This window comes from Kitasatospora sp. NPDC101183 (genome assembly GCF_044767945.1).
Lineage (GTDB): Bacteria > Actinomycetota > Actinomycetes > Streptomycetales > Streptomycetaceae > Kitasatospora.
Genome location: NZ_JBIWOW010000001.1, coordinates 283,761 through 305,568, shown reverse-complemented (window position 1 = coordinate 305,568; position 21,808 = coordinate 283,761). Strand labels below are relative to the sequence as shown.

The following is a 21,808-nucleotide window of genomic DNA, read 5'->3' as shown; positions in this document are numbered from 1 at the left end:
GCACCGCAGTTCACCGGGCCCGATCCGCCGCAGGATCGTCCGGGCCGTCGGCATGCCCTCGGGCAGTGGTTGCCGCGAAAGCTGTTGATCAATGAACAAAAGAATGTGACATAGTATTGGCCCGGTCGAAACCGGACGTATCGTCATGATTCGGCCCGGAGGTCGTACCCTCACACCCTCCTGAACCCTCGAAGCACCACCTGGAGTCCCCCATGAGAGACCGCATACCATCCGCCGTCGGCGGGGAGCGCCCGGCAGTCGAACGCCGGTTCCGGCGCCTGCCGGGCAGGGCGGTCCTCGGGGTTCTCGCCGCCTCGGCGCTCGCCTTCGCCCCGTCCGCGGCGCTTGCAGCTCCGTCGGCGTCGGCCGCCCCGATCGCCCCGGCTGCGGACAAGGCCCCGGCCGGCAAGGCCGCTCGGGGCGCCGGTGCCCAGCGGCCGATCGGCCCGGCCCCGACGGTGGACCTGCTCGCGCACGGCAACCTCACCATGGCCTCCAACTCGGTCCTGACCTGCGACGACAGCGACGGCTCGGTCTGCAACGACACCGAGGGCACCAACAACAACCGCACCACGTACGTGAAGACCGACCCGAGCGCGCCCGGCGACAACGCGTCCTCCGCGCAGCTGGCGATCCCGGCCGGGGCGAAGGTGCTGTCGGCGCGTCTGTACTGGCAGTTCAACCCGACCAACACCAGCAACGCGGGCGGCACCTCGGGGGACATCAACACCGGTGACAAGGTGTCCTGGAAGGTCCCGGGCGGCTCCTCCTACGAGCAGCTCACCGCCGACACCTACGACTGGTTCGACCAGAAGGTCGGCGGCACCCCGCCGGAGCCGCTGCTCGCCGGGGCGGGCGTGAAGGACGTCACCGCCCAGGTGCGCGCCGCCGGCCCGGGCGACTACACCGTCGCGAACATCCAGGCCTGCGCCGGGCGTTCCTCCGCGCAGAACTTCGGCGGCAACAACGTGGGCTGCTGGGGCGGCTGGTCGCTGGTGGTGGCGTACGAGAACCAGGCGGAGCCGCTGCGCTACCTCCAGGTCTGGGACGGCTTCCAGCTCCTGCGCACCCCCGACAACCTGGCGACGCTCACCCTCGACGGCATCCACACGCCCGCCACCGCCCCGCGGGCCACCATGGGCGTCACCGTCGGCGACGGCGACGCGCCGATCGCGGGCGACCAGCTGCTCGTCGGCTCCTCCGCCGACAACCTGACGCTGCTGCCGATATCCGGCCCCGCCGGCGTCGCCACCGACAACGCCTTCGCGAGCCGAATCGACCGCGTCGCGGCGGACGGCACGGGTACGAACCTCACGACCCGCAACCCCGCGCCCGTCAACAACTACGGCTATGACGCCCGCATGATCGACGTCACCGGCAAGATCCCCGCCGGCAGCACCCGGGCCGTCCTCCGGATCAACGGCGCGGGCGACGCCCTGCACCCGCAGGCGGCCTGGCTCGCCGTCGACGCGCTCGAACCGGACCTGCGGATCACCAAGGCCAACACGCCGGCCGGCTCCACCACGAACGACCCGCCCGGCACCGTCGACCCCGGTGCCGAGATCACCTACACCTTCACCGTCGCCAACCGGCGCGAGGACGGCAGCACCGCCGACCTCGACACCGCCACCGGCGTCACCCTGACCGACGCGCTGCCCGTCGGCACCAGCTACGTCGAGGGCTCCGGCCCCGGCTGCACCGCCGCCGGACGCAACGTCACCTGCACGGCCGCCGACCTCAAGCCGGGCGCCGAGACCACCGTCTCCTTCCGCGCCCGGGTCGACGCCGGGCTCGCGCCGGGCACCAGGCTCGACAACACCTCCTCGCTCGCCTACCGCGGCGCCCAGACCGGCCGCGACCAGCAGCGCACCAGCAACACCGTGCGCAACACCGTCTCCGAGCACGCCGGTTACCGGCTCGCCAAGACCGCCGACAAGGCCCAGGCCCTGCCCGGGGACACGGTGACGTACCGGGTCGACATCACCAACACCGGGAACGCCCCGATCACCGGGCTGAGCGTCACCGACGACCTGAGCGCCGTCCTCGACGACGCCACGTACAACGGCGACGCCACCGCCACCTCCGGCACGACCTCCTACACCCGGCCGGTGCTCGGCTGGAGCGGGGACCTGCCGGTCGGCGGCAGCGCCCGGGTGACGTACACGGTGAAGGTGAGTGACCCGGCCGCCGGGGACCACACGCTGCGCAACACCGTGGTGTCCGACCGGTCCGGCGGCAACTGCCCGGCCGGCTCGACCGCCGGCGAGTGCACCGCCACGGTCACGGTGACCACGTCCCCGACCACGTCGCCGTCCGCCACCCCGACGTCCTCGCCCTCGGCGACCGGCAGCCAGGGGCCCCAGCAGCCGGGCACCGGCACCGGCTCCGGCGGTAGCGGTGGCGGTGGCCTCGCCGCGACGGGCACCCAGGTCGCGCTGATCGGCGGCATCGGCGCCGCCGTCGTCCTCGGCGGCGCGGCCCTCGTCCTCGCCTCCCGCCGTCGGAACCACCGGCACTGACGCCGCGCTCCTCCCGGAACGGAGGCGGCCCCACCGCGCTCGGCGGTGGGGCCGCTTCCGCGTTCCGCCCCCATCCACCCGGCGCCGTCCGGGAGTTCGCGCTTTGCCGGGGCTTGGCGCAAATGGTTCAGACCATTGACGCGGAGGGAACGCTGATCCTACGGTGTCCGCAACCGCTCTGGCGTGGGCATGCCATGCCCCGGGCTGGCCGCCGTCGTGCGCACCCCCACGCGCACGCAACGCGCCGGGCACACACTCCATCCACCCCCACGGAGGAGCACCATGCGCAAGCGTCACCTGATCGCGGCCGCGCTGGCCGCGGTCGTCCTGCCGATCGCGGCGGCCCTACCGGCCCAGTCGCACGGCTTCATCAACCTCCCGCCGAGCCGCTCCGCACTCTGCGGAGCCAACGCCGTCCCGTGGGACTGCGGCGACATCCAGTGGGAGCCGCAGAGCGTCGAGGGGCCGAAGGGCTTCCCGAGCCGCGGCCCGGCGGACGGCACCATCTGCGCCGGGGCCGACGGCCGCTGGGCGCCGCTGGACGACCCGCACAACGGCGCCTGGCCGACCACGCCGGTGACGGCGGGGCAGCAGCTCACCTTCACCTGGGAGATCGAGGCCCGGCACTCCACCACGAACTTCAAGTACTACCTGACCAAGGCCGGCTACGACGCGACCCAGCCGATCACCCGGGCCTCGCTCGACCTCAACCCGTTCCTGACCGTCCCCTACAACGGCCGCCAGCCCGACTCCACCACCACCCACACCGGGACGCTCCCCGGCGGCCGCACGGGCCACCAGGTGATCGTCTCCGTCTGGACGATCGCGGACACCGGCAACGCCTTCTACTCCTGCACCGACGTCCAGTTCTGACCGATCCACGGCGGTCCTGACGACCGTCCCACGACCGGTCGTCGACCGCCCCACGACCGCCCGCGCCGGCGTCCCACCCGCCGGCGCGGGCCCGGTCGACGCGGGTCGGCGTCGACAGGCCGGGACGGGCCGGCGTGTGACGGAGAACCCCCTTGGCGAGGCGTTCGCAGGCCCCGAAGATAATGGGTGGCGACGGTGTCGGTTTCGGTGGGGAAATCCCATTCTGAGGGGTGGGGCAATTCGTGGACCCGCAAGGCGCGGTGGGGGAACTCCCCTTCGAGATCTGGCGCGATGCGGTCGGCCAGACCCGGGTCTGCGACGCGACGAGCGCGCACGCGGCCGATTTCCGCGCGCAGCTCCGGCGCGCCGAACTGGGCCCGGCGATCCTGTTCGGGACGTCCTTCCCCTCGGCCCGCTTCCGGCGCACCGAGCGGATGATCCGCGCCTCCGACGCGGAGCTCTACCACCTCACGCTGCTGACCACCGGAGGCCTCGGACTCCGTCGCGGCCGCGACCAGGCCGAGACGTTCGGCGTCGGGGACCTCTCCATCCTCGACAGCTCCCACCCCTACGACATGTGCTCCTTCGGCGGCCAGGTCTCCGGCGTCGGCGTCGACCTGCCCGTCTCCCTGCTGCCCGTCCCCCCGGACCGCCTGCGCGACCTCCTCGGCCGCCGCCTCTCCGGCCGGGAGGGTACGGGGGCGCTGCTGGCCCAGTTCCTGATCGGCCTGGACCAGCAGGCCGACGTCCTGCGGCCCGCCGAGGCCGCCCGCCTCGGCACGATCGTGGCCGACCTGGTGTCCGTCTGGATCGCCGGGGCGCTCGACGCCGAGGAGACGCTCCCGCAGGGCGCCCGCCAGCGCGCCAAGGTCGAGGGCATCCGGGAGTTCATCCGCAGGAACCTCCACGACCCCGCCCTCTCCCCGGCCGTGGTCGCCGCCGCCCACCACATCTCCGTCAGCCACCTCCACCGCCTCTTCGCCCGCGACTTCCACGGCGAGACCGTCGCCGCCTACATCCGCCGCCAACGCCTCGCCAAGGCCCACCGCGACCTCGCCGACCCCGCCCTCGACGACCTCCCCATCCACGCCATCGGCGCCCGCTGCGGCATCCCCGGCGCCTCCGAATTCGGCCGCGCCTTCAAGTCGGCCCACGGCCTCTCCCCGAGCGACCACCGGCGCCGCGCCCGACCGCCGAAGGGCGAGAACGTCTAAAGGGAACACCAGGAACGCGGAAAATCCGCACAGAGTCTCCGGATCTGGTGATTCCGTCTCCTGGTCCTGAAAACACTGTCGGCCACTGACGGCCGCCCCTACGGTCATTCCTGCACGTCGCCTGCCACGCCTCACCAGCGGTGGGGGCACGGGCCGGGAGGGATTTCCCCCTCCCCGTCCCCTGGAAGTCGGACAGATCCCAACTCCCGGTGATTTGCCACTTCTTGACTGTTCTGTGAGGTACTCGGAGTGCTCCGTCGCCCCCTGGCAGCGCTGCTCGCCATGACCCTGGTCGCCCTCGGAACGGTCGAAGGGACCGCCTTCGCCGAAACCGTGTCGCGACGCGGCGCCGGCTCCGCCTCCGCCGACCCGGGCCCGCGCCCGAACCAGCAACAGGGCAGCGCCGAGGGTCGCGGCCACGACGCGACCACCGGATCCACCAGCGCCAAGGACGGCTCCGGCCGGGGCGGCGCCGCCCCCGCGCCCGGCGAGCTCCCCGAGGAGGCGACGGGCGGCGCGCCCCCGGCGCAGGACCTCACCCCCAAGCCCGCGCAGCTGCCGCCCTCCGAGGCCAAGCCCGCCGACAAGCCCTCCGCGCTGCCCGCCAGCAAGGTCGACCCGGCGAAGAGCTTCGACCCGGCCACCAGCAAGGAACTCCCCGAGAAGCGGACCGCCCAGCAGCGCACCTTCCAGAACGCCGACGGCACCTTCACCACCCGCAGCTACCCGGAGCCCGTCAACTTCCGCCGCTCCGACGGCTCCTGGTCCGCCATCGACACGACCCTGATACCCGGCGGCACCGCCACCGCCGGCCGCGCCGCCCCCGTCCAGAACTCCTGGACCACCACCTCCACCGAGCAGCAGCTCAAACTCGGCCTCACCGCCGACGCCGACCCGCTCGTCCAGCTCCAGCTCGCCGACGGCGTCTCCATCGGCTACAGCCTCCAGGGCGCCTCCTCCGCCCAGGGCACCGCGCAGGACAGCGTCGTCACCTACCCCGAGGCCCGCCCCAAGGCCGACCTGACGATCCAGGCCGGAAACTCCTCCTTCAAGGAGACCCTGGTCCTCAAGGACGCCACCGCGCCCACCGAGTGGGTGTTCCCGCTGCGTCTCCAGGGCGCGAGCGCCTCCCTCGACCCGGACGGCTCCGTCCACTTCACCGACGCCGCCGGAGCCCTCCTCGGCCGCATGCCCGCCGGCTGGATGCAGGACTCCAACTTCGCGCCCAACACCGAGGAGGGCGTGATCACGGGCGGCGTGGTGTACGAGCTGATCCAGCTGCCCGGCGGCGGCCAGGCCCTCAAGCTCAAGCTGGACGAGGCCTGGCTGCACGCACCCGAGCGCGTCTACCCGGTCAAGGTCGATCCGACGGTCTCCCGCGTCCTGGCCAACGAGAGCACCTACGCCTACTCCCCGTACAACCAGGACTTCTCCGGCGACACCGTCCTCAAGGTCGGAACCAACGACGGCGGCGCGCACCAGGCTGCCTCGTTCATCCGCTTCCGGGGCATCGAGGACTCCCTCAGCAACGCCAACATCCTCGGCGCCAAGCTCTCCCTGTTCAACGGCTGGTCCTACAGCTGCAACCCGCGCACCGTGACCATCCACCAGATCACCTCGGACTGGGCGCCCGGCTCCACGCGCAGCCTGCCCGGCCCCTCCACGGGCCCGCCCCTGGCCGCTCCCTCCTTCGCCCACGGCTGGCGGCCCAACTCCTCCAGCGCCTGGGCCTGCCCGCAGGCCTGGGAGCCGATCGACCTCGGCGCCGACGGCCGCAACCTGGTCAACTACTGGACCCACCACTGGATGCCGAACTACGGCCTCGCCATCAAGACCGACACCCGGGACAACATGTCCTGGAAGCAGTTCGGCAGCGTCAACAACCGCGACGGCCAGCCCTCCCTGGACGTCACCTGGTCGCGCTACGGCGCCGACTACGACCTGGTCGGCCTCCAGCAGCCGGTGACCGCCACCCAGGAGGGCATCGTCCGCCTGCGGGCGTGGAACCGGGGCATGGACACCTGGACCCCCGGCAACAACTACAAGATGTCGTACCTGCTGTTCGACCAGTGGGGCAACAACATCACCCAGTACGGCAACAACATCGCCTGGACCTCGATGCCCTATGACGTCCCGCCGGGCGGCGGCGTCGTGATCGACGCGCACATCCACACCCTCCCACTGGGCACGTACACCGTCGCGTTCACCATGGACCAGTACCAGGTCAGCAATTTCTGGAACGACGCAGGCGTACCGACCGTCAACATCCAGATCTCCTCGATCAACGTCCCCCCGTACATCACCCGCCTCGCCCCGCCGTCGGGCACGGCCGTCTACCAGCTCCAGCCCACCCTCACCGCCGAGGGCATCGACCCCGACCGGTCGCCCTACCCCGAGCTGGACTACAAGTTCAAGGTCTGCCGCGTGGTCGGCGGCGACGCGCAGGTGGACTGCAAGGAGACCGACTACCTCAAGCGCCAGGGCCGCTTCGTCGTCCCGGCCGGCTGGCTGACCTGGAACGAGCAGTACGCCTGGTACGCCAAGGCCGGCGACGGCGCGGGCTCCAGCCCCTGGACGGCGCCCTCCTACCTGCGTACCGTCGTGCCGCAGCCCAGCCAGTACAGCACCGCCTCCGACGCAGGACGCAGCGTCAACACCGCCGCCGGCAACTACACCACCGCCGCCACCGACGCCGCCCTGCCCGTCGTCGGCCCCGAACTTGCCGTCACCCGCAGCTACAACTCCCTCGACCCGCGCACCGACGGCGCCTTCGGCGCGGGCTGGTCCACCAGCCTCGACATGCGCGTGCAGGTCGAGTCCAGCACCTGGCTCACCCTGCCCGGCAACGTGCTGCTCACCGCCTCCAACGGCACCCGCGCCCGCTTCGGCTGGGACCCGAACAAGAACGTGTACGTGCCCGGCAGCGGCGTGGCCGCCGACCTGCGCAAGGCGGACGGCGGCGGCTGGACGCTCACCGACCGCGCCGGCAAGGTCCACACCTTCGGCGCCGACGGCCGCCTCACCCGCGTCACCGACACCGCCGGCCACACCCAGGACCTCGTCTACGACGGCGGCCACCCCGTCCAGGTCAAGGACACCGCCTCCGGCCGGACCCTGGCCCTCACCTGGACCGGTGCCCACGTCACCTCGGTGAGCGCCGCCGGAGCCACCTGGACGTACCAGTACGACGGCGACCGCCTCACCAAGGTCTGCCCGCCCGGCGCCGACCCGGCCGCCGCCACCGGCTGCACCGTCTACAGCTACGGCTCCGGCTCGCGCTACCGCACCGCCGTGCGCGACGCCGCCCCCTCCGGCTACTGGCGCATGGGCCAGGCCGACGGGAGCACCCTCGTCAACGACGCCCAGGTCAGCGACCGCTCCCCGGCCTCGGCGAAGGACGTCGCCTTCGGTGCGGACGGCGCGCTCGCCGGCAGCGGCAACCAGGCCGTCACCTTCAACGGACGCTCCACCTCCTACGTCGAGCTGCCCAACCGGGCCATCAGCTCCTCCACCAACCGCAGCGTCGAGCTGTGGTTCCGCACCGCCGCGCCCGGTGTCCTGCTCACCTACCAGAACCGCGCGATGGGGGAGAACCCGTACAACGTCGTCCCCGCCCTCTACGTGGGCTCGGACAACAAGCTGCGCGGCAAGTTCAACAGCCCGAACCCGCCGGTGACCTCCACCAAGGACGTCACCGACAACGCCTGGCACCACGTGGTGCTCGCCGGGGCCCGTGACAACACCGCGATGTTCCTCGACGGCGCCCTGGTCGGCACCACCGCCGGCGACATCGACCACCTCAACATGGACCGGGCCTACCTCGGCGGCGGCTACACCGCCAACTGGCCTGCCGGGAACGGCGGCTGGTCCTGGTTCACCGGTCAGATCGACGAGGCGGCCGTCTACGACTACCCGCTGAGCGAGCAGACCGTCGCCGAGCACTACGCCCTTCGCACCGGCAGCACGCAGCTGACGAAGACGGTCCTGCCCTCCGGCCGCACCAGCGCCCAGGTCGCCTACGACGCCACCACCGAGCGCGTCACCAAGGTCACCGACGCCTCCGGCGGCGACTGGAAGATCTCCGAACCCACCTACAGCGGCGGCTCGTTCCTCTACAGCAACGCCGTCAAGGCCTCCGACCCGGTGGGCTACTGGCGCCTGGGCGAGCGCGAGGGAGCCTCCGCCGCCAGCGAGGTCGGCACCGGCCTGGCCGGCACGTACGGCGACGGTGTCGTCAAGAGGGCCCCCGGCGTGTTCGCCCCCACCGACGACACCGCCGCCCGCTTCGACGGCTCCGCCAAGGCCCAGATCGAGATCCCCCAGGACGTCCTGCAGGGCAGGACCGACCTCGCCGTCGAGCTCTGGTTCAGCACGACCACCCCGGGCGTGCTCCTCGGTGACCAGAGCCGCGCCATCGACGACCAGGCCGGACCGGGCGGCACCTACGCCCCGGTGCTGTACGTGGGGGCGGACGGCAAGCTGCGCGGCCGGTTCTTCGCCAGCCCGATGGACAACGCCGCCTCGGCCAAGCCCGTCAACGACGGCGCCTGGCACCACGCCGTGCTCTCCGCCAAGGGCACGGCCCAGACCCTCTACCTCGACGGCCAGGTCGTCGGTGTCCAGAGCGGGGCCGTCGACCGGCAGTCCAATGCCCACACCTACATCGGCGCCGGATTCTCCCGGAACTGGCCCTCCAGCCCCGCCGACGTCAGCCACTTCACCGGCAGCATCGACGAGGTCGCCGTCTACCAGCACCCGCTGGCCGACACCGACGTCGTCGCCCACTACCGCGCCCGGGGCGCCCAGGTCGGCGGTCAGGGCACCGGCTACCGCGCCTCGGTCGTCGCCGACTCGCCCGGCGGGTACTGGCGACTGGACGAGACCGGCGGCACCACCGCCGCCAGCGAGGTCGCCGCGATCAAGGGCAACGGCACCTACGCGGGCGGCGTCAAGCCGGGCGGCACCGGGGTGTTCGGGCCCGGCGACGGCCACGCCGCCGAGTTCAACGGCACCAGCAGCTCGTACGTCGAACTGCCCACCCCTATCCTCCAGACCGGCACGGAACTGGCGGCGGAACTATGGTTCCGCGCCACCGGCCCCGGCGTGCTGCTGAACGTCCAGAACCAGCCGATGGGCGCGGCCCCCGGCAACACTGTCCCCGTGCTCTACGCGGGCAGCGACGGCAAGCTGCGCGGCGCCCTCAACGGCATCACCGGCGGCCCGATCACCTCCGCCGCCTCCGTCACCGACGGCTCCTGGCACCACGCGGCGATCAGCGCCGCCCAGGGAACCCAGTCGCTCTACCTCGACGGCGTGCTCGTCGGCACGGCCTCCGGCACCGTCAACCACCTGAACATGACCCGCACCTACCTGGGCGGCGGCTACGTCGGCAACTGGCCGGGCGGCAACGGCGGGTGGTCCTGGCTGACCGGCCAGATCGACGAAGTCGCCTTCTATCAGCACCCGTTGAGCGCCGAACGCGTCGGCGCCCACTACCAGGCCCGCTCCGCCTCCTCGGCCACCGAACTCGCCTCCCGCGTCACCCTCACCGACCCGGCGGGCAACACCACCACCGACATCCACGACGCGACCCGCGGCAACCGGATCGTCTCCCGCACCGACGAGGCGGGCAACACCACCGGCTACACCTACGACACCGGCGGCTTCGTCCACACCGTCACCGACCCCAACGGCCACTCCACCGTCAGCGGCCAGGACGCCCGCGGCAACACCGTCTCCGTGACCACCTGCCGCGACGTCAACTCCTGCTGGACGTCCTACACCAGCTACTCCCTCAACCCCGCCAACCCCCGCGACCCGCGCAACGACAAGCCCACCGAGACCCGCGACGCCCGCTCCGCCGGGCCCGGCGACACCACCTACCGCACCACCGTCGCCTACAACGCCCTCGGCCTGCCCGAGTCCACCACCCGCCCCGACGGCCGCACCACCCGCGCCGCCTACACCACAGGCACCGAACCCGCCGTCGGCGGCGGCACCACCCCGGCCGGCCTCCTCGCCTCCGAGACCACCGCCGCCGGAGCCGTCACCGCGTACGGCTACAACGCCAACGGCGACCTCGCCCGCACCACCCAGCCCAGCGGGCTCACCCTCACCTACGGCTACAACGCGGCCGGGCGCAGGACCTCGACCACCGAGACCTCCGACGCCCAGCCCGCCGGGGTCACGACGACCTACGAATACGACAACCTCGGTCGTCGGACAGCCCAGACCGGTCCTAAGGTCGCGGACGCCGTCAGCGGCGACATCCACCAGACCAAGGCCACCGTCGTCTTCGACGCCGACGGCCGTGTGACGAGCAACACGACGGCGGACATCGTCGGCACCGACGGAAGCCGTACCGTCAGCACCAGCTATGACAGCGCGGGCCGGGTCGACGCGGACACCGACGCGATGAGCGGCGTCACCCGCTACGGCTACGACGCCCTCGGGCGCCGCACCACCGTCACCGACGCGCTCGGCCAGGTCACCCGCTTCACGTACACCCCGCGCAGCCAGCCCGCGACCACCGTCGTCGAAGGCTGGAACGGCGACGGCAAGGGCGTGCGCAACCTGACCCTCGAGTCCCGCGCCTACGACCCGGCCGGCCGCCTCGCCTCCCGCACCGACGCCATGGGCGCCGTCACCGCCTACACCTACTTCGACGACGGCCTGTCGGCCACCACCACCGCCCAGGACGTCACCCAGGCCGACGGCAGCACCCGCTCGATCGTCCTGGAAGCCGACGAGTACGACGGCGCCGGACACCTCGTCAAGCAGACCACCGGCGGCGGCCGCACCACCACCGTGAGCACCGTCGACCCGTCCGGGCGCGTCACCCAGACCGTCCTCGACCCGGCCGGCCTCGCCCGCACCGCCACCCTCGGCTACGACGCCGACGACCGCGTCACCACCAGCACCGTCAAGGTCGGCGCCACCGAGAACAGCGTCCAGACCAACACCTACGACGGCGCCGGCCGCCTGACCCGCAGCCAGCTCGCCTCCAGCGCCGGCGGCGCCACCGCCGTCAGCACCTTCAGCTACGACCAGCGCGGCCTCGTCACTGCCGCCACCTCGCCCAACGGCAACGCCACCGGGGCCGACCCGGCCGCGTACACCACCAACTACCAGTACGACGCCCTCGGGCGCGGCATCAGCACCACCGCCCCGGCGGTCGCCACCGAGAGCGGAGGAGCGGCGGCCACCACCGCCCGCCCGACGAGCAGCGTCGGCTACAACGCCTTCGGCGAGGCGGTGAGGGCGAAGGACCCGCTCGGCAACCAGACCACCCGCGCGTACGACGCCCTCGGACGCACCACCCGGATCAGCCTGCCCGGCTACACCCGGCCCGGCAGCGACACCCCGCTGACCCCGGCCAGCACCGTCGAGTACGACAAGCTCTCCCGGGTCACCGCCACCACCGACGGCCTGGACCGCAGGACGACCTTCGCCTACGACCGCCTCGGCCACCAGATCCAGCGCGTCGACCCCAACACCCCCGGCGGCCTCCTGCCCCAGACCCCGACGTGGGACACCGCGCCCACCTGGTCCGCGACGTTCACACCCACCGGCCTCCCGCTCTCCGGCACCGACCCGCTCGGCGCCCGCACCGAGGCCACCTACGACCAGCTCGGCCGCACCCTCACCGCCACCGTCGTCGAACGCCGGCCCGCCCCTCAGAACCTGACCACCAGGTTCACCTGGGACGACGCAGGGAACCGCACCGCCCTCACCACCCCCGGCGGCAGCACCAGCAGCGCCACCTACAACGCCGCCGGACAGACCGTCACCAGCACCGATCCCGTCGGCCGCGTCAGCAAGGCCGAGTACGACGGCGTCGGCCGCGCCGTACGCGCCATCGCCCCCCTCGGCGAATCCGTGCGCACCCGCTTCGACGCCCTCGGCAACCCCGCCGCCACCGACACCCTCGACCCGGCCGGGGCCGTCCTGCGCACCACCACGGCCACGTACGACCTGGAGGGCCGGCCCCTCACCAGCACCAGCCCGACCACCGGTGCCGTCACCAGCACCGCCTACGACGTGCTCGGCCGCCCGGTCAAGCTCACCGAGCCGGTCGCGACGGGCCAGACCATCACCACCACCTTCGGCTACGACGCCGCGGGCCACCGCACCCGCCTGACCGACGGCCGGGGCAACTCCACCGTCTACACCTTCACCACCTGGGGCCTGCCGGAATCCACCGTCGAGCCCGCCACCACGGCCCACCCCAACGCCGCCGACCGCACCTGGACCACCGTCTACGACGCGGGCGGGCAGGCGGAGACGCTCACCGAGCCGGGCGGCGTCACCCGCAAGCGCTCGTACGACCCGGCGGGGCGCCTGGTCCGCGAGACCGGCAGCGGCGCGGAGAAGGAGACCGCCGCGCGCGTCCTGCTCTACGACCAGGCCGGCCGCCTGGTCCAGACCGGCACCGCGGGCAACGCCCAGAACTACGCGTACAACGACCGCGGCCTGCTCACCAAGACCGGCACCACCCTCGCCCCGGCCACCCAGACCTGGGAGTACGACGGCGACGGGCGCATCACCAAGCGCTGGGACGCGGACACCGACCTGACCGTCCTCGGCTACAAGGCCGACGGCCAGCTCGACTGGGCCAACAACCCCAAGCTCAAGACCAAGAACTGGTACGGCTACGACGGCGACGGCCGCCCCAGCAAGCAGTGGTACATCCAGCCCGACCCGGCGGACACCAGCAAGGACAAGGTCATGTCCGAGCGGCGCCTCACCTACGACCCGCTCGGCCGCCTCGCCGGCGACCAGCTCATCGCCGTCGGCGGCGCGGGCACCCCGCTCGCCGGCACCGCGTACGAGTACGACCTCGACAACCGCATGACCCGCAAGACCGTCACCGGCGGTGCCACCGACCCGGCCAAGGACAACCGCTACGGCTACGACCAGGCCGGCCGCCTCACCTCCTGGACCGCCGACGGCACCGCCACCGCCTACACCTGGGACGCCGCCGGCAACCGCACCGGCAACGGGACTTCCTCCTCCACCTACGACGAGCGCAACCGTCTCCTCGCCGACGGCACCAGCACCTACCGCTACACCGCCCGCGGCACCCTGGCCGGAGTCACCACCGGCACCAAGGAGGACCCCCTCGCCAACGACGCCTTCGGCCGCCTCATCACCGAGGGCACCACCACCTACACCTACGACGCCCTCGACCGCGTCACCACCCGAAACGCCGCCCGCTTCACCTACGACGGCGGCACCAACAACCTCACCAGCGACGGCACCTGGACCTACGCCCGCGACACCGAGGGCAACCTCCTCGGCGCCGCCAACACCACCACCAGCCTCCGCCTGCGCACCGACCAGCACACCGACGTCACCACCACCCTCGACACCACCGGCGCCACCGTCACCGGCACCACCACCTACGACCCCTTCGGCAAACCCACCGCCACCACCGGCGCCTCCACCACCCTCGGCTACCAGAGCGGCTGGACCGACCCCACCACCGGCGACGTCAACATGGCCGCCCGCTGGTACCGCCCGGGCACCGGTGGATTCACCTCCCGCGACTCCTACCTCCTGCCCCCCTCGTCCTCCGCCCAGGCCAACCGCTACACCTACGCCAACGGCAGCCCGATGAACGGGATCGACCCGACTGGGCACATGTCGACTAAGGAAGGAGGCGGCGGCTCCGGCCCCGGAGGCAGCAGCGCCATTGTCATCAACCCCGGGCTGCCGAGCGCCGCCACCGCCGCGAAGGCCTTCGGGGGCATTCTCGCCGGACTCGGCGCTGCGGCCTTCATAGAAGCGCGCTACAAGGCGTACGTGGCATCCCAGGGCGGATCAGGAACGATGACGTACGCCCCGCCCGTCACGCTCCCCGACCTCACCGACCTCCTGAAAGACAAGGCAGCGTACGCTCACCCACGCCTCGGCGACCCCAACCCGGACCCCGTCCCCGACCCTCCCAAGTGCCAGGGCCCCCGGTGCAAGACCCCACGTCCGCCGCGCTTGCCCGAGCCCCAGAAGAAGAAGGAAGAGAAGAACGGCCAGAAGCCCAACGAGAAGCTCTGGGACCCCACGAAGGCCGCGCCCGAACGCCCCGTTCCCCGTCTCGACTGGGCAGCACCAACCCTCGGCGACATGCTCAGGCTCATTGCTGTCGCCTACAGTGCCGCCGATCTGCAGAACCAACTGACCACCAACCAGAACGTCACCCCCGACCAGGACACCGACACTCAATTCGCCCCGAGCTCTGCTCCCGACTCGCTCCCGGCTGACGCTGGCTCCCAGGACCCCGACTGCGGAGGGACTGGATGGGTCATATACGGGTCGCCGGACAAGAAGAACGGATCGCGCGCGACAGGAATCACTGCGTGCGTCACGAAGAAAATGCGCAAGACGGGGAACGAGCCAGCGTCGAACCCGCCCGGATACCAGTGGGCGCAGAAGTTCTCCGTGTATCTGGGTGCGCAAGACGAGAAGCTCTCGATCAACGCGTGTCACCTTTTCGGGAAGCAGTTGGGCGGGTTTGGCGGAAAACCGAACCTGGCTACCTGCGGTCGCTCCACGAACGCGTTCGAGCAGGATCCTACCGATCCGGGGAAGCCTGAAAGTATGTTGACCGTCGAGACGTGGGTCGCTAATGAAGCGGATGCGGGAAACTCTGTCAGATACGAAGTCATTCCACGCTACCGTGGAGATCGAACTGTGCCCTATCGGTTCGATATGTACGCACAGAGCTCCAGTGGAACGTCCATGGCAAGAGGCTACCTGAATGAGGTTTGGAGTCCTTTGTACGACCGATGGGTTAACATAGGGATCGAAGCGTGTCCGGTCACTGAATGCGGAAAAGCGTTGCCCCGACCCGGGGTGAGATAATGGACCGCGGGAAGGGATTCTTTTCTTGATGCATCCGGTCGTTGAAGAGCTTGCGAGGGTTCTGCCGGTAATAGGTTCTGCAGGGGACAATGTCGATTGGGGTGAGGTATCGGTCGACTGGGGTGTCGGATTTCCCGGTGACTTCAGGGACTTCACTACACTCTTCGGAGCCGGGACGATCGACAACTACATCGTTATTGGGACACCGGTCTACAGTGCTTCGAAGCGGGGGCCGGCCCGTCTGCGGGATCTGGCGCCGACTGGCACGGGAGATGAAATCTCAGACGCCTTGCCGTATACGGGCCGCCTGATCTGGTGGGGTGGAAGTACGGATGCGGCGGATTTTTATTGGGACGTCATCGGGGCGGAGGCTGAGGCATGGCCGGTCGTGGTGAGGTCCGCTGAGGGTGAGTTCACCAGGTTCGAGTGTGGCATGGCCGAATTCCTGCTTCGCATGCTCGGGCCGCGGAAACAGCGGCCGCTGGAGAGTCCTCGTCTCTATGGGGTGCCGAATTCCAGATTCCTCCACTGGCGGGAGGACTTGAGTACCCCGGTCACCGCGGAGTCCCCGTGGGAGTACTTGGAAGAACTGTACGAAATGAATGAGCTAGAGGAAGGACTGCCTGACGGAGGGCTAGTGATCTTCGACGATCTCTGACGGCTCCCAGAATGTCCGGCAGGCAGGGTGGGCTGCAAGGACCGAGTGGCGGCCCGAGATGGCTTAGAGGATCAAGGGAGCTCTTGGGGCGTCAGCTTGGTGGTGATGGAGACGACCTGCGAGACCGTGTGGCCAGCACGGCCGTGCCCGCGCTGACGGAGAGGGTGGATGGGTGTGCCGAGGTGCTCGGAGGACTTCAGCCGGGGCGTTGTCGTGTTGGTGAGTTCAGCCGGCAGCGAATCGCGTCGGTGGCGTTCGGATGGGGTGATCAATGGCGCGCCAATTTGACATCAAGCGGCTCATCGAACTCATGCCCCCGGATGAGGGCAGCGGCGAGTCCGGTAACTGGGCGGCGGCCGAGGCGGCGTGGGGAATGCGCTTCCCGAGCGACTACATCGAGTTCATCACCCGGTACGGTCAGGGGGAGATCGACCGCTCCCTTTCCGTGGCCGCCCCCGATGAGTTGCTGCCGCCGGACGCTCCGCAGCCCGGTATGCGGGGCATGACGGAGGAAGCACGCTGGCTGTTCGAGGAGGACGGCGAGCCCACGGAAGAGGTGCGCTCCGCCGACCAGATCATTGCCTGGGGAGGCTCCTGTACCGCCGACACCCTCGCCTGGCTGACGGTCGGTGACGATCCGGATGCCTGGCCGGTCCTGGTGCTCGACAGGAACGGGGGTGCTCCGCTGCTGTTCGACATGGGGATGGTGGAGTTCCTCCACGGAGTGGTGTCCGGGGAGATCAGCCCGGGCCCCGTCGGTGCCGTCGTCACCTGGGGCGAGCGGCCGCCGCGTTTCGTCCACTGGCGGGCCGAATAGGGCCCGCCCCCTCGTATCAGCAGGCACTCCCCGTCCGGCATTCACGCCGGGCGGGGAGGAGCGGTCTGGGAGTTGAGGGGATCGGAGACCAGGGCTACCGCTCGGTGCGGTGGCGGCTCGCGGTCGCTAAATGGCTTGACCTGGATCTCAACTCCCATGGCATGCTCCGCCTTTCGCTCGGCGCGCTGGGGCCATGAGGATGCGACTGCGGGGAGGCCAACGCCGGAGGGGGTGTGGCGGTGGTGGTGGCCGATCGTGCGGTGGGGCCGGGGGAGGTTGGGGGAGCAGGGCCGGAGTTCCCGGTTTGCGAAGGCCGAGGTCGCTCCGAAGCCGATATATGGGCCAAAGTCAGACCGCTGGTAGAACCTCGGGCTTCGGTGAGAGTGATTGATGACATGTGAGCTGGACATCAGGCAGCTCCTGGAGCTGATCGATCCGTGCCCTGTCGGCATCACCGACGCCTGGGCCTGTGAGTCCCCCCGCTTCGTTCACTGGCGGCTGAGGCGGCAGAGGTCGCGTGACAAGCTCGATCCGCTGAGCGGCGGGCCGAGGCGCTGACCTGACGCCTTGCTCGGTCGATTGCCGGCCCGCGCCCTCAGCGGGCCGCCGGTAGTGGCGGCAAGAGGGGGCGGTGGGGGAGGGGGGAGGGGGGAGGAGAGGAGGAGGGAGGTGGTGGTGCGGCCGAGGGTGGAGAGGAGGTCGATGAGCTCCTCCAGGTGGGTGGTGTCGCGGGCGGCGAGTTTGAAGATCCAGCAGTCCTCGCCGATGACGTGGTGGACCTCCAGGATCTCCGGGCGGTGGAGGAGTTCCCGGCTGCGGAGGTGTTTGACGGTCATGCGGGTGTGCGGCGCGATGCGGACGAAGGCCTGGAGGGTGTAGCCGAGGCGGGTGGGGTCGACCTGGGCGGTGTAGCCGGTGACGGTGCCGTCGGATTCGAGGCGGCGGACGCGTTCGCCGACGGCGGCGGGGCTGAGGTTGACGCGGCGGCCGAGTTCGCTGAGGGTGATGCGGCCTTCGGTCTGGAGGAGTTCCAGGAGGCGTCGGTCGACGGCGTCGAGGGTGCTGGCGGGGCGCGCTGTGGAATCGTCGGCGGAGTTGCCGATCTGCCGTCGGTCTTTCGGTGGCAGGGCCGGAACTCCCATGGTCTCCCCTTCAGCGGATGAGCCCGCACCGTAACACTTGTGGGCATGGACAACGTGCTGGTCATCGGGGGTAACCGCTACTTCGGGCGGAGGCTGGTGTCGCTGCTGCGCGACTCCGGCGTGGAGGTGAGCGTGCTGAACCGGGGGTCGTCGGCGCCGCCGCCCGGGGTGGAGCATCTGGTCGCGGACCGGGGGGACGAGGCGGCGCTGGGCGCCGCACTGGCGGGGCGGAGCTTCGACGTGGTGGTCGACCAGGTCTGTTACAGCCGTCGGGACGCGCAGGTCGCCGCCAGGGCGTTCGCCGGTCGGGCCGGGCGGTACGTGATGACGTCCACGATCGAGGTGTACGACACGGGCGAGCGCCGGCCCGCGACCACGCCGCTCGCGGAGGAGGCGGTCGATCCGCTGCACTGGCCGGTGACGGAAGATGAGGAAGGCCCGTACGGGGAGAGGAAGCGGCAGGCGGAGGCGGTGCTGACGCGCAGCGGCGCGTTCCCGTTCGTGGCCGTACGGGCCGGGCACGTGCTGGGGGCCGGGGACTTCACCGGTCGGCTCGCCGCCTACCGGGAGCGGATCGAGGCGGGGCTGCCCGTGCTCGTCCACGCGGAGAACCTGCCGTCCTCCTACACGCACGAGGCGGAGATGGCCGAGGTCCTGCGGTGGGCGGCCGGCGCGGAGTTCACCGGCGTCGTCAACGCCTGCTCCCACGGCGAGGTGACCGCCACCGACCTGTGCGAGCTGCTGGCGGACGGGCGCCCGTACCGGACGGCCGTGCCCGCGCCGGGGGAGGAGGCGTCGCCGTTCTCCTTCGACCGGTACTACGGCATGGACAACTCCCGTGCCGAGCGCCTGGGTTTCGCCTTCTCCCACACCTCCGAGTGGCTGCGCGCAGTAACGGCGGCGAACTGAGGGCGGGTCGGGGCGCGCCGAGGGGGTGGTGTTTGGCATCATCCCCCTGGGGTGTCCTGAAGGACGCCCGGGCAAAAGCGAGTTGGCGCCCCGGTCGGGGTGCCGTGGGGGTGTGGGGATGGACGTCCGGATACGGGTCGCCGGGGGCGACGACGAGGTGCGGGAGACGGCGGAGCTGTGGGGGTGGCTGCGCGGGGAGCGGGGGTTGACCGGGCTGGTGCGGGCGGAGGCGCGGCCCCCCGCTGAGGGGGAGATGGGCGGGGCCACCGACGCGCTCGTGGTGGCCCTGGAGGCCGGTGGCCCGGTTGCCGTCCTGGCGGGGTCGCTCACCGCGTGGCTGCGGACGCGCCGCGCGAACGTCGCGGTGAAGGTGGAGGCCGAGGGCCGGTCGGTCACGGTGGACGCCAAGAACCTGCGGCCGGAGGACGTCGTCCCGATGCTGCGGGAGGTGCTGGGCGACGGTGACGCAGGAGACGGTGACGCCTGAGCAGCCCGCCCTCGGGCGGTCCCGGGCGATCCTGATCGGCACGGGCGCCTACGAGGACGAGGGCCTCGCGGATCTGCCGGCGGCGGTCAACAGCCTCAAGGCGATGCGCGAGGTCCTGACCGACCCGGAGCTGTGCGGATGGCCGGAGGAGCGGGTCACCACGATCCTGGACCCTCCGGCCGTGCCGGTCCTCGTCCCGGAGCTGCGCCGCCTCGCGAGGACGGTCGAGGACGTGCTCCTCGTCTACTTCGTCGGGCACGGGCTCACCCTGCCGAGCGGAGGGCTGTGCCTGACCCTGCCCGGTACGGTGCTGGGCGAGAACGTGGACGTGACCAGCCTGGAGTACTCGCGCCTTCGCGAGGTGCTGCTCGACAGCCGGGCCCGGGTCAAGATCGTCATCCTGGACTGCTGCTACTCGGGCCGGGCGATCGAGGCGCTGGCGCCCGCCGACGTGGCCAGCGCCACCCGCGTCCGCGGCACCTACACCCTGACCGCCAGCGACCAGGCCGCGCACGTCGTCCCGCTCGCGGAGCAGGCGGAGACGGCCACCTCCTTCACCCGCGAACTGCTGGGCCTCGTACGCGACGGTGTGCCCGGCGGGCCGGAGCGGCTCACCCTCACCGGCCTGTTCCCGCACCTGTGGGGCCGGCTCGACGACCTGGGGCTCCCCGAGCCGAACCAGCGCAACGCCGAGACCGCGGAGCACTTCCCCTTCACCCGCAACGCCGCGTACGCGCACCCGTCGGACTCGCCCTACGTCGTCCGGCTGAACGAACTCACGGCGGCCTGCGGATGGGAGGACGCCCCGGCCCGGCTCGCCGAGGCGCTCGGGCGCCCGCTCGCGGAGGTCGCCGACTACCTCCTCGGGTGGCGGACGGCGCCCAGGGAGTTCCTCGACGGCTTCCTCGGCGTGCTGGACGCCGAGGGCCACGGACCGGACGAGGAGGCGCGGGCCGCCCTGCACGTGCTGCGCCGCGAGGCGCAGCGCGTCAGCCCGCTCCCCGCCGAGCGGATCGTCCACCTGGAGGAGACGATCCAGGAACTCCGGCTGATGGTCGGGGACTTGACCGGCAGGCTGGAGGACGAGCAGCACGTCCGCGTGGCGGAGCAGACGCTCGCGGCGCGGGAGGCCGCCCGGATCGCGGGCCTGCTCGCCGCTGCCGAGGCGGAGCGCAGCGCCCTCCAGGCGCAGGCCGAGGCGGCGGGCCGGATTCCGGCGGGTCGGCAGCCGGCGGGCCGGCAGCCGGAGGCGGCCCCGCCGGGGACGCGCGTCGTCGAGGAGGCGCTCGACGAGAGCCGGTCGGACCTCGGCGAGGTCACCCGGGAGCTGCGCGTCCTGCGCGGGCGGATCCAGCGGTTGATGGAACCGGGGAAAGCGGGGCAGGTGGCGGCCGACGACCAGGAGGGCATGGTCCGCCTGCTGGAGCGGGCGCTGGAACTCGCCCCGGGGGACGCCGGGTTGCGCCGCGACCTGGGCGCGAGCTACGCGCAGTGGGCCCGGAAGGTCAGCAACGAGACCGGGGACTACGCCCGCGCCGTCGGCCTGCTGCGCAGGAGCCTCGCCCTCGCTCCCGGCGACCCGACGGCCTCGGAGTTCCTGGACGCGGCCCTCTCCAACCGGGCGGGCCAGTTGTGCGGACCGGGCGCCTCGGACGAGGAGCTGACCGAGGCGGTGGAGCTGTGGAAGGAGCTGATCGCGCTCAAGGGCGGCCTGGACCACGCCCCCGACCACGCCTCCGGCTACGCGTACGCCATGCGGCGCCTCGCCCGGTCCTCCGCGCTGGCCGACGAGCACGAGCGGGCGCTCGGCCGGATGGCCGTCGCGCTGTGGGCGGACCCGGAGTTCACCGGTGACGCCCGCCGGGAGGCGCCGCGCAGGGTGGCGGTGATGCTGGCCAACCACGTGGTGGACGACCTCGACGGCCGCCCCTTCCCCGAACGGGCGGAGCTGCTCCGCAGGGCCCTCTCCTACGAGGACGGCGACGACCTCCACAAGGTGATGGTGAGCCTGTGGCGGTCGGAGGCCACCGCGCACTACGGCGCCAGGCGGTACGCCGAGGCCGTCCGGCTCCTGGAGGAGGCCTTGGACCTGGCGCGGTCGGACAGGGCCCGTGCGCGGCTGCACCAGGAACTCGGCGTCGTCTACTCCTCGTTCGCCATCGCCCGCGCCAACCGCAACGAGCTGGGGGAGGCCCGCGTGCTCATCGGGAAGGCGGCCGGGCACTGCCCCGGGGATCCGCAGATCACGGGTCTCAGGGAGAGGATCGAGGCCCGGTCCTGACGGGAGGCCATGGCGCAAAACCCGTTGCCCGCCGCCGACTCGCGGTCC

General features: G+C 71.5%; 10 protein-coding genes. 9 read left to right on the top strand and 1 reads right to left on the bottom strand.

Features of this window, described 5'->3' with window-relative positions; translation table 11 throughout:
* Window positions 1-212 precede the first annotated feature (212 nt).
* The 6 genes from ACIRRS_RS01240 to ACIRRS_RS01215 all read left to right on the top strand — a co-directional run bounded on the left by ACIRRS_RS01240 (window position 213) and on the right by ACIRRS_RS01215 (window position 16,941).
* A complete protein-coding gene (locus ACIRRS_RS01240) occupies window positions 213-2,519 on the top strand; it encodes a hypothetical protein (protein WP_402963037.1) in 2,307 nt (768 codons plus the stop codon).
* 282 nt (window positions 2,520-2,801) lie between these two features.
* Window positions 2,802-3,392: a lytic polysaccharide monooxygenase gene (locus ACIRRS_RS01235; protein ID WP_402963034.1), complete on the top strand. Its 591-nt coding sequence runs from the start codon at window positions 2,802-2,804 to the stop codon at window positions 3,390-3,392.
* 242 nt (window positions 3,393-3,634) lie between these two features.
* Complete coding sequence (locus ACIRRS_RS01230; RefSeq protein WP_402963032.1) at window positions 3,635-4,606, top strand: helix-turn-helix domain-containing protein; 972 nt, start codon at window positions 3,635-3,637, stop codon at window positions 4,604-4,606.
* Window positions 4,607-4,855: 249 nt separating this feature from the next.
* A complete protein-coding gene (locus ACIRRS_RS01225) occupies window positions 4,856-15,466 on the top strand; it encodes a LamG-like jellyroll fold domain-containing protein (RefSeq protein ID WP_402963029.1) in 10,611 nt (3,536 codons plus the stop codon).
* Between the two features lie 28 nt (window positions 15,467-15,494).
* Window positions 15,495-16,124, top strand: coding sequence for a hypothetical protein (locus ACIRRS_RS01220; RefSeq protein WP_402963026.1), 630 nt, complete (start codon window positions 15,495-15,497; stop codon window positions 16,122-16,124).
* Between the two features lie 271 nt (window positions 16,125-16,395).
* Window positions 16,396-16,941, top strand: coding sequence for an SMI1/KNR4 family protein (locus ACIRRS_RS01215; protein WP_402963024.1), 546 nt, complete (start codon window positions 16,396-16,398; stop codon window positions 16,939-16,941).
* Between the two features lie 488 nt (window positions 16,942-17,429).
* On the opposite strand, the gene ACIRRS_RS01210 is transcribed toward ACIRRS_RS01215, so the two are convergent.
* Window positions 17,430-18,083 carry an Lrp/AsnC family transcriptional regulator gene (locus ACIRRS_RS01210; protein ID WP_402963021.1) on the bottom strand — a complete coding sequence of 218 codons (654 nt, stop codon included), beginning with the start codon at window positions 18,081-18,083 and terminating at the stop codon, window positions 17,430-17,432.
* A gap of 45 nt (window positions 18,084-18,128) precedes the next feature.
* Here ACIRRS_RS01210 and ACIRRS_RS01205 point away from each other — a divergent pair, with 45 nt between their 5' ends.
* From ACIRRS_RS01205 to ACIRRS_RS01195, 3 genes are all read left to right on the top strand, one after another.
* Window positions 18,129-18,992 carry an NAD-dependent epimerase/dehydratase family protein gene (locus ACIRRS_RS01205; RefSeq protein WP_402963018.1) on the top strand — a complete coding sequence of 288 codons (864 nt, stop codon included), beginning with the start codon at window positions 18,129-18,131 and terminating at the stop codon, window positions 18,990-18,992.
* A 118-nt stretch (window positions 18,993-19,110) separates the two neighbouring features.
* Complete coding sequence (locus ACIRRS_RS01200) at window positions 19,111-19,479, top strand: hypothetical protein (RefSeq protein ID WP_402963016.1); 369 nt, start codon at window positions 19,111-19,113, stop codon at window positions 19,477-19,479.
* On the top strand, window positions 19,454-21,760 hold the full coding sequence (locus ACIRRS_RS01195) for a caspase family protein (RefSeq protein WP_402963013.1): 2,307 nt from the start codon (window positions 19,454-19,456) through the stop codon (window positions 21,758-21,760). Before ACIRRS_RS01200 ends, ACIRRS_RS01195 begins: the two co-directional genes overlap by 26 nt.
* The last annotated feature ends 48 nt before the right edge of the window (window positions 21,761-21,808 follow it).

Excerpts from the sequence above, each read along its gene's own strand:
- ACIRRS_RS01240 (WP_402963037.1), top strand. The coding sequence starts at position 213 with ATGAGAGACCGCATACCATCCGCCGTCGGCGGGGAGCGCCCGGCAGTC.
- ACIRRS_RS01235 (WP_402963034.1), top strand. The coding sequence starts at position 2,802 with ATGCGCAAGCGTCACCTGATCGCGGCCGCGCTGGCCGCGGTCGTCCTG.
- ACIRRS_RS01220 (WP_402963026.1), top strand. The coding sequence starts at position 15,495 with ATGCATCCGGTCGTTGAAGAGCTTGCGAGGGTTCTGCCGGTAATAGGT.
- ACIRRS_RS01215 (WP_402963024.1), top strand. The coding sequence starts at position 16,396 with ATGGCGCGCCAATTTGACATCAAGCGGCTCATCGAACTCATGCCCCCG.
- ACIRRS_RS01210 (WP_402963021.1), bottom strand. The coding sequence starts at position 18,083 with ATGGGAGTTCCGGCCCTGCCACCGAAAGACCGACGGCAGATCGGCAAC.
- ACIRRS_RS01205 (WP_402963018.1), top strand. The coding sequence starts at position 18,129 with ATGGACAACGTGCTGGTCATCGGGGGTAACCGCTACTTCGGGCGGAGG.
- ACIRRS_RS01200 (WP_402963016.1), top strand. The coding sequence starts at position 19,111 with ATGGACGTCCGGATACGGGTCGCCGGGGGCGACGACGAGGTGCGGGAG.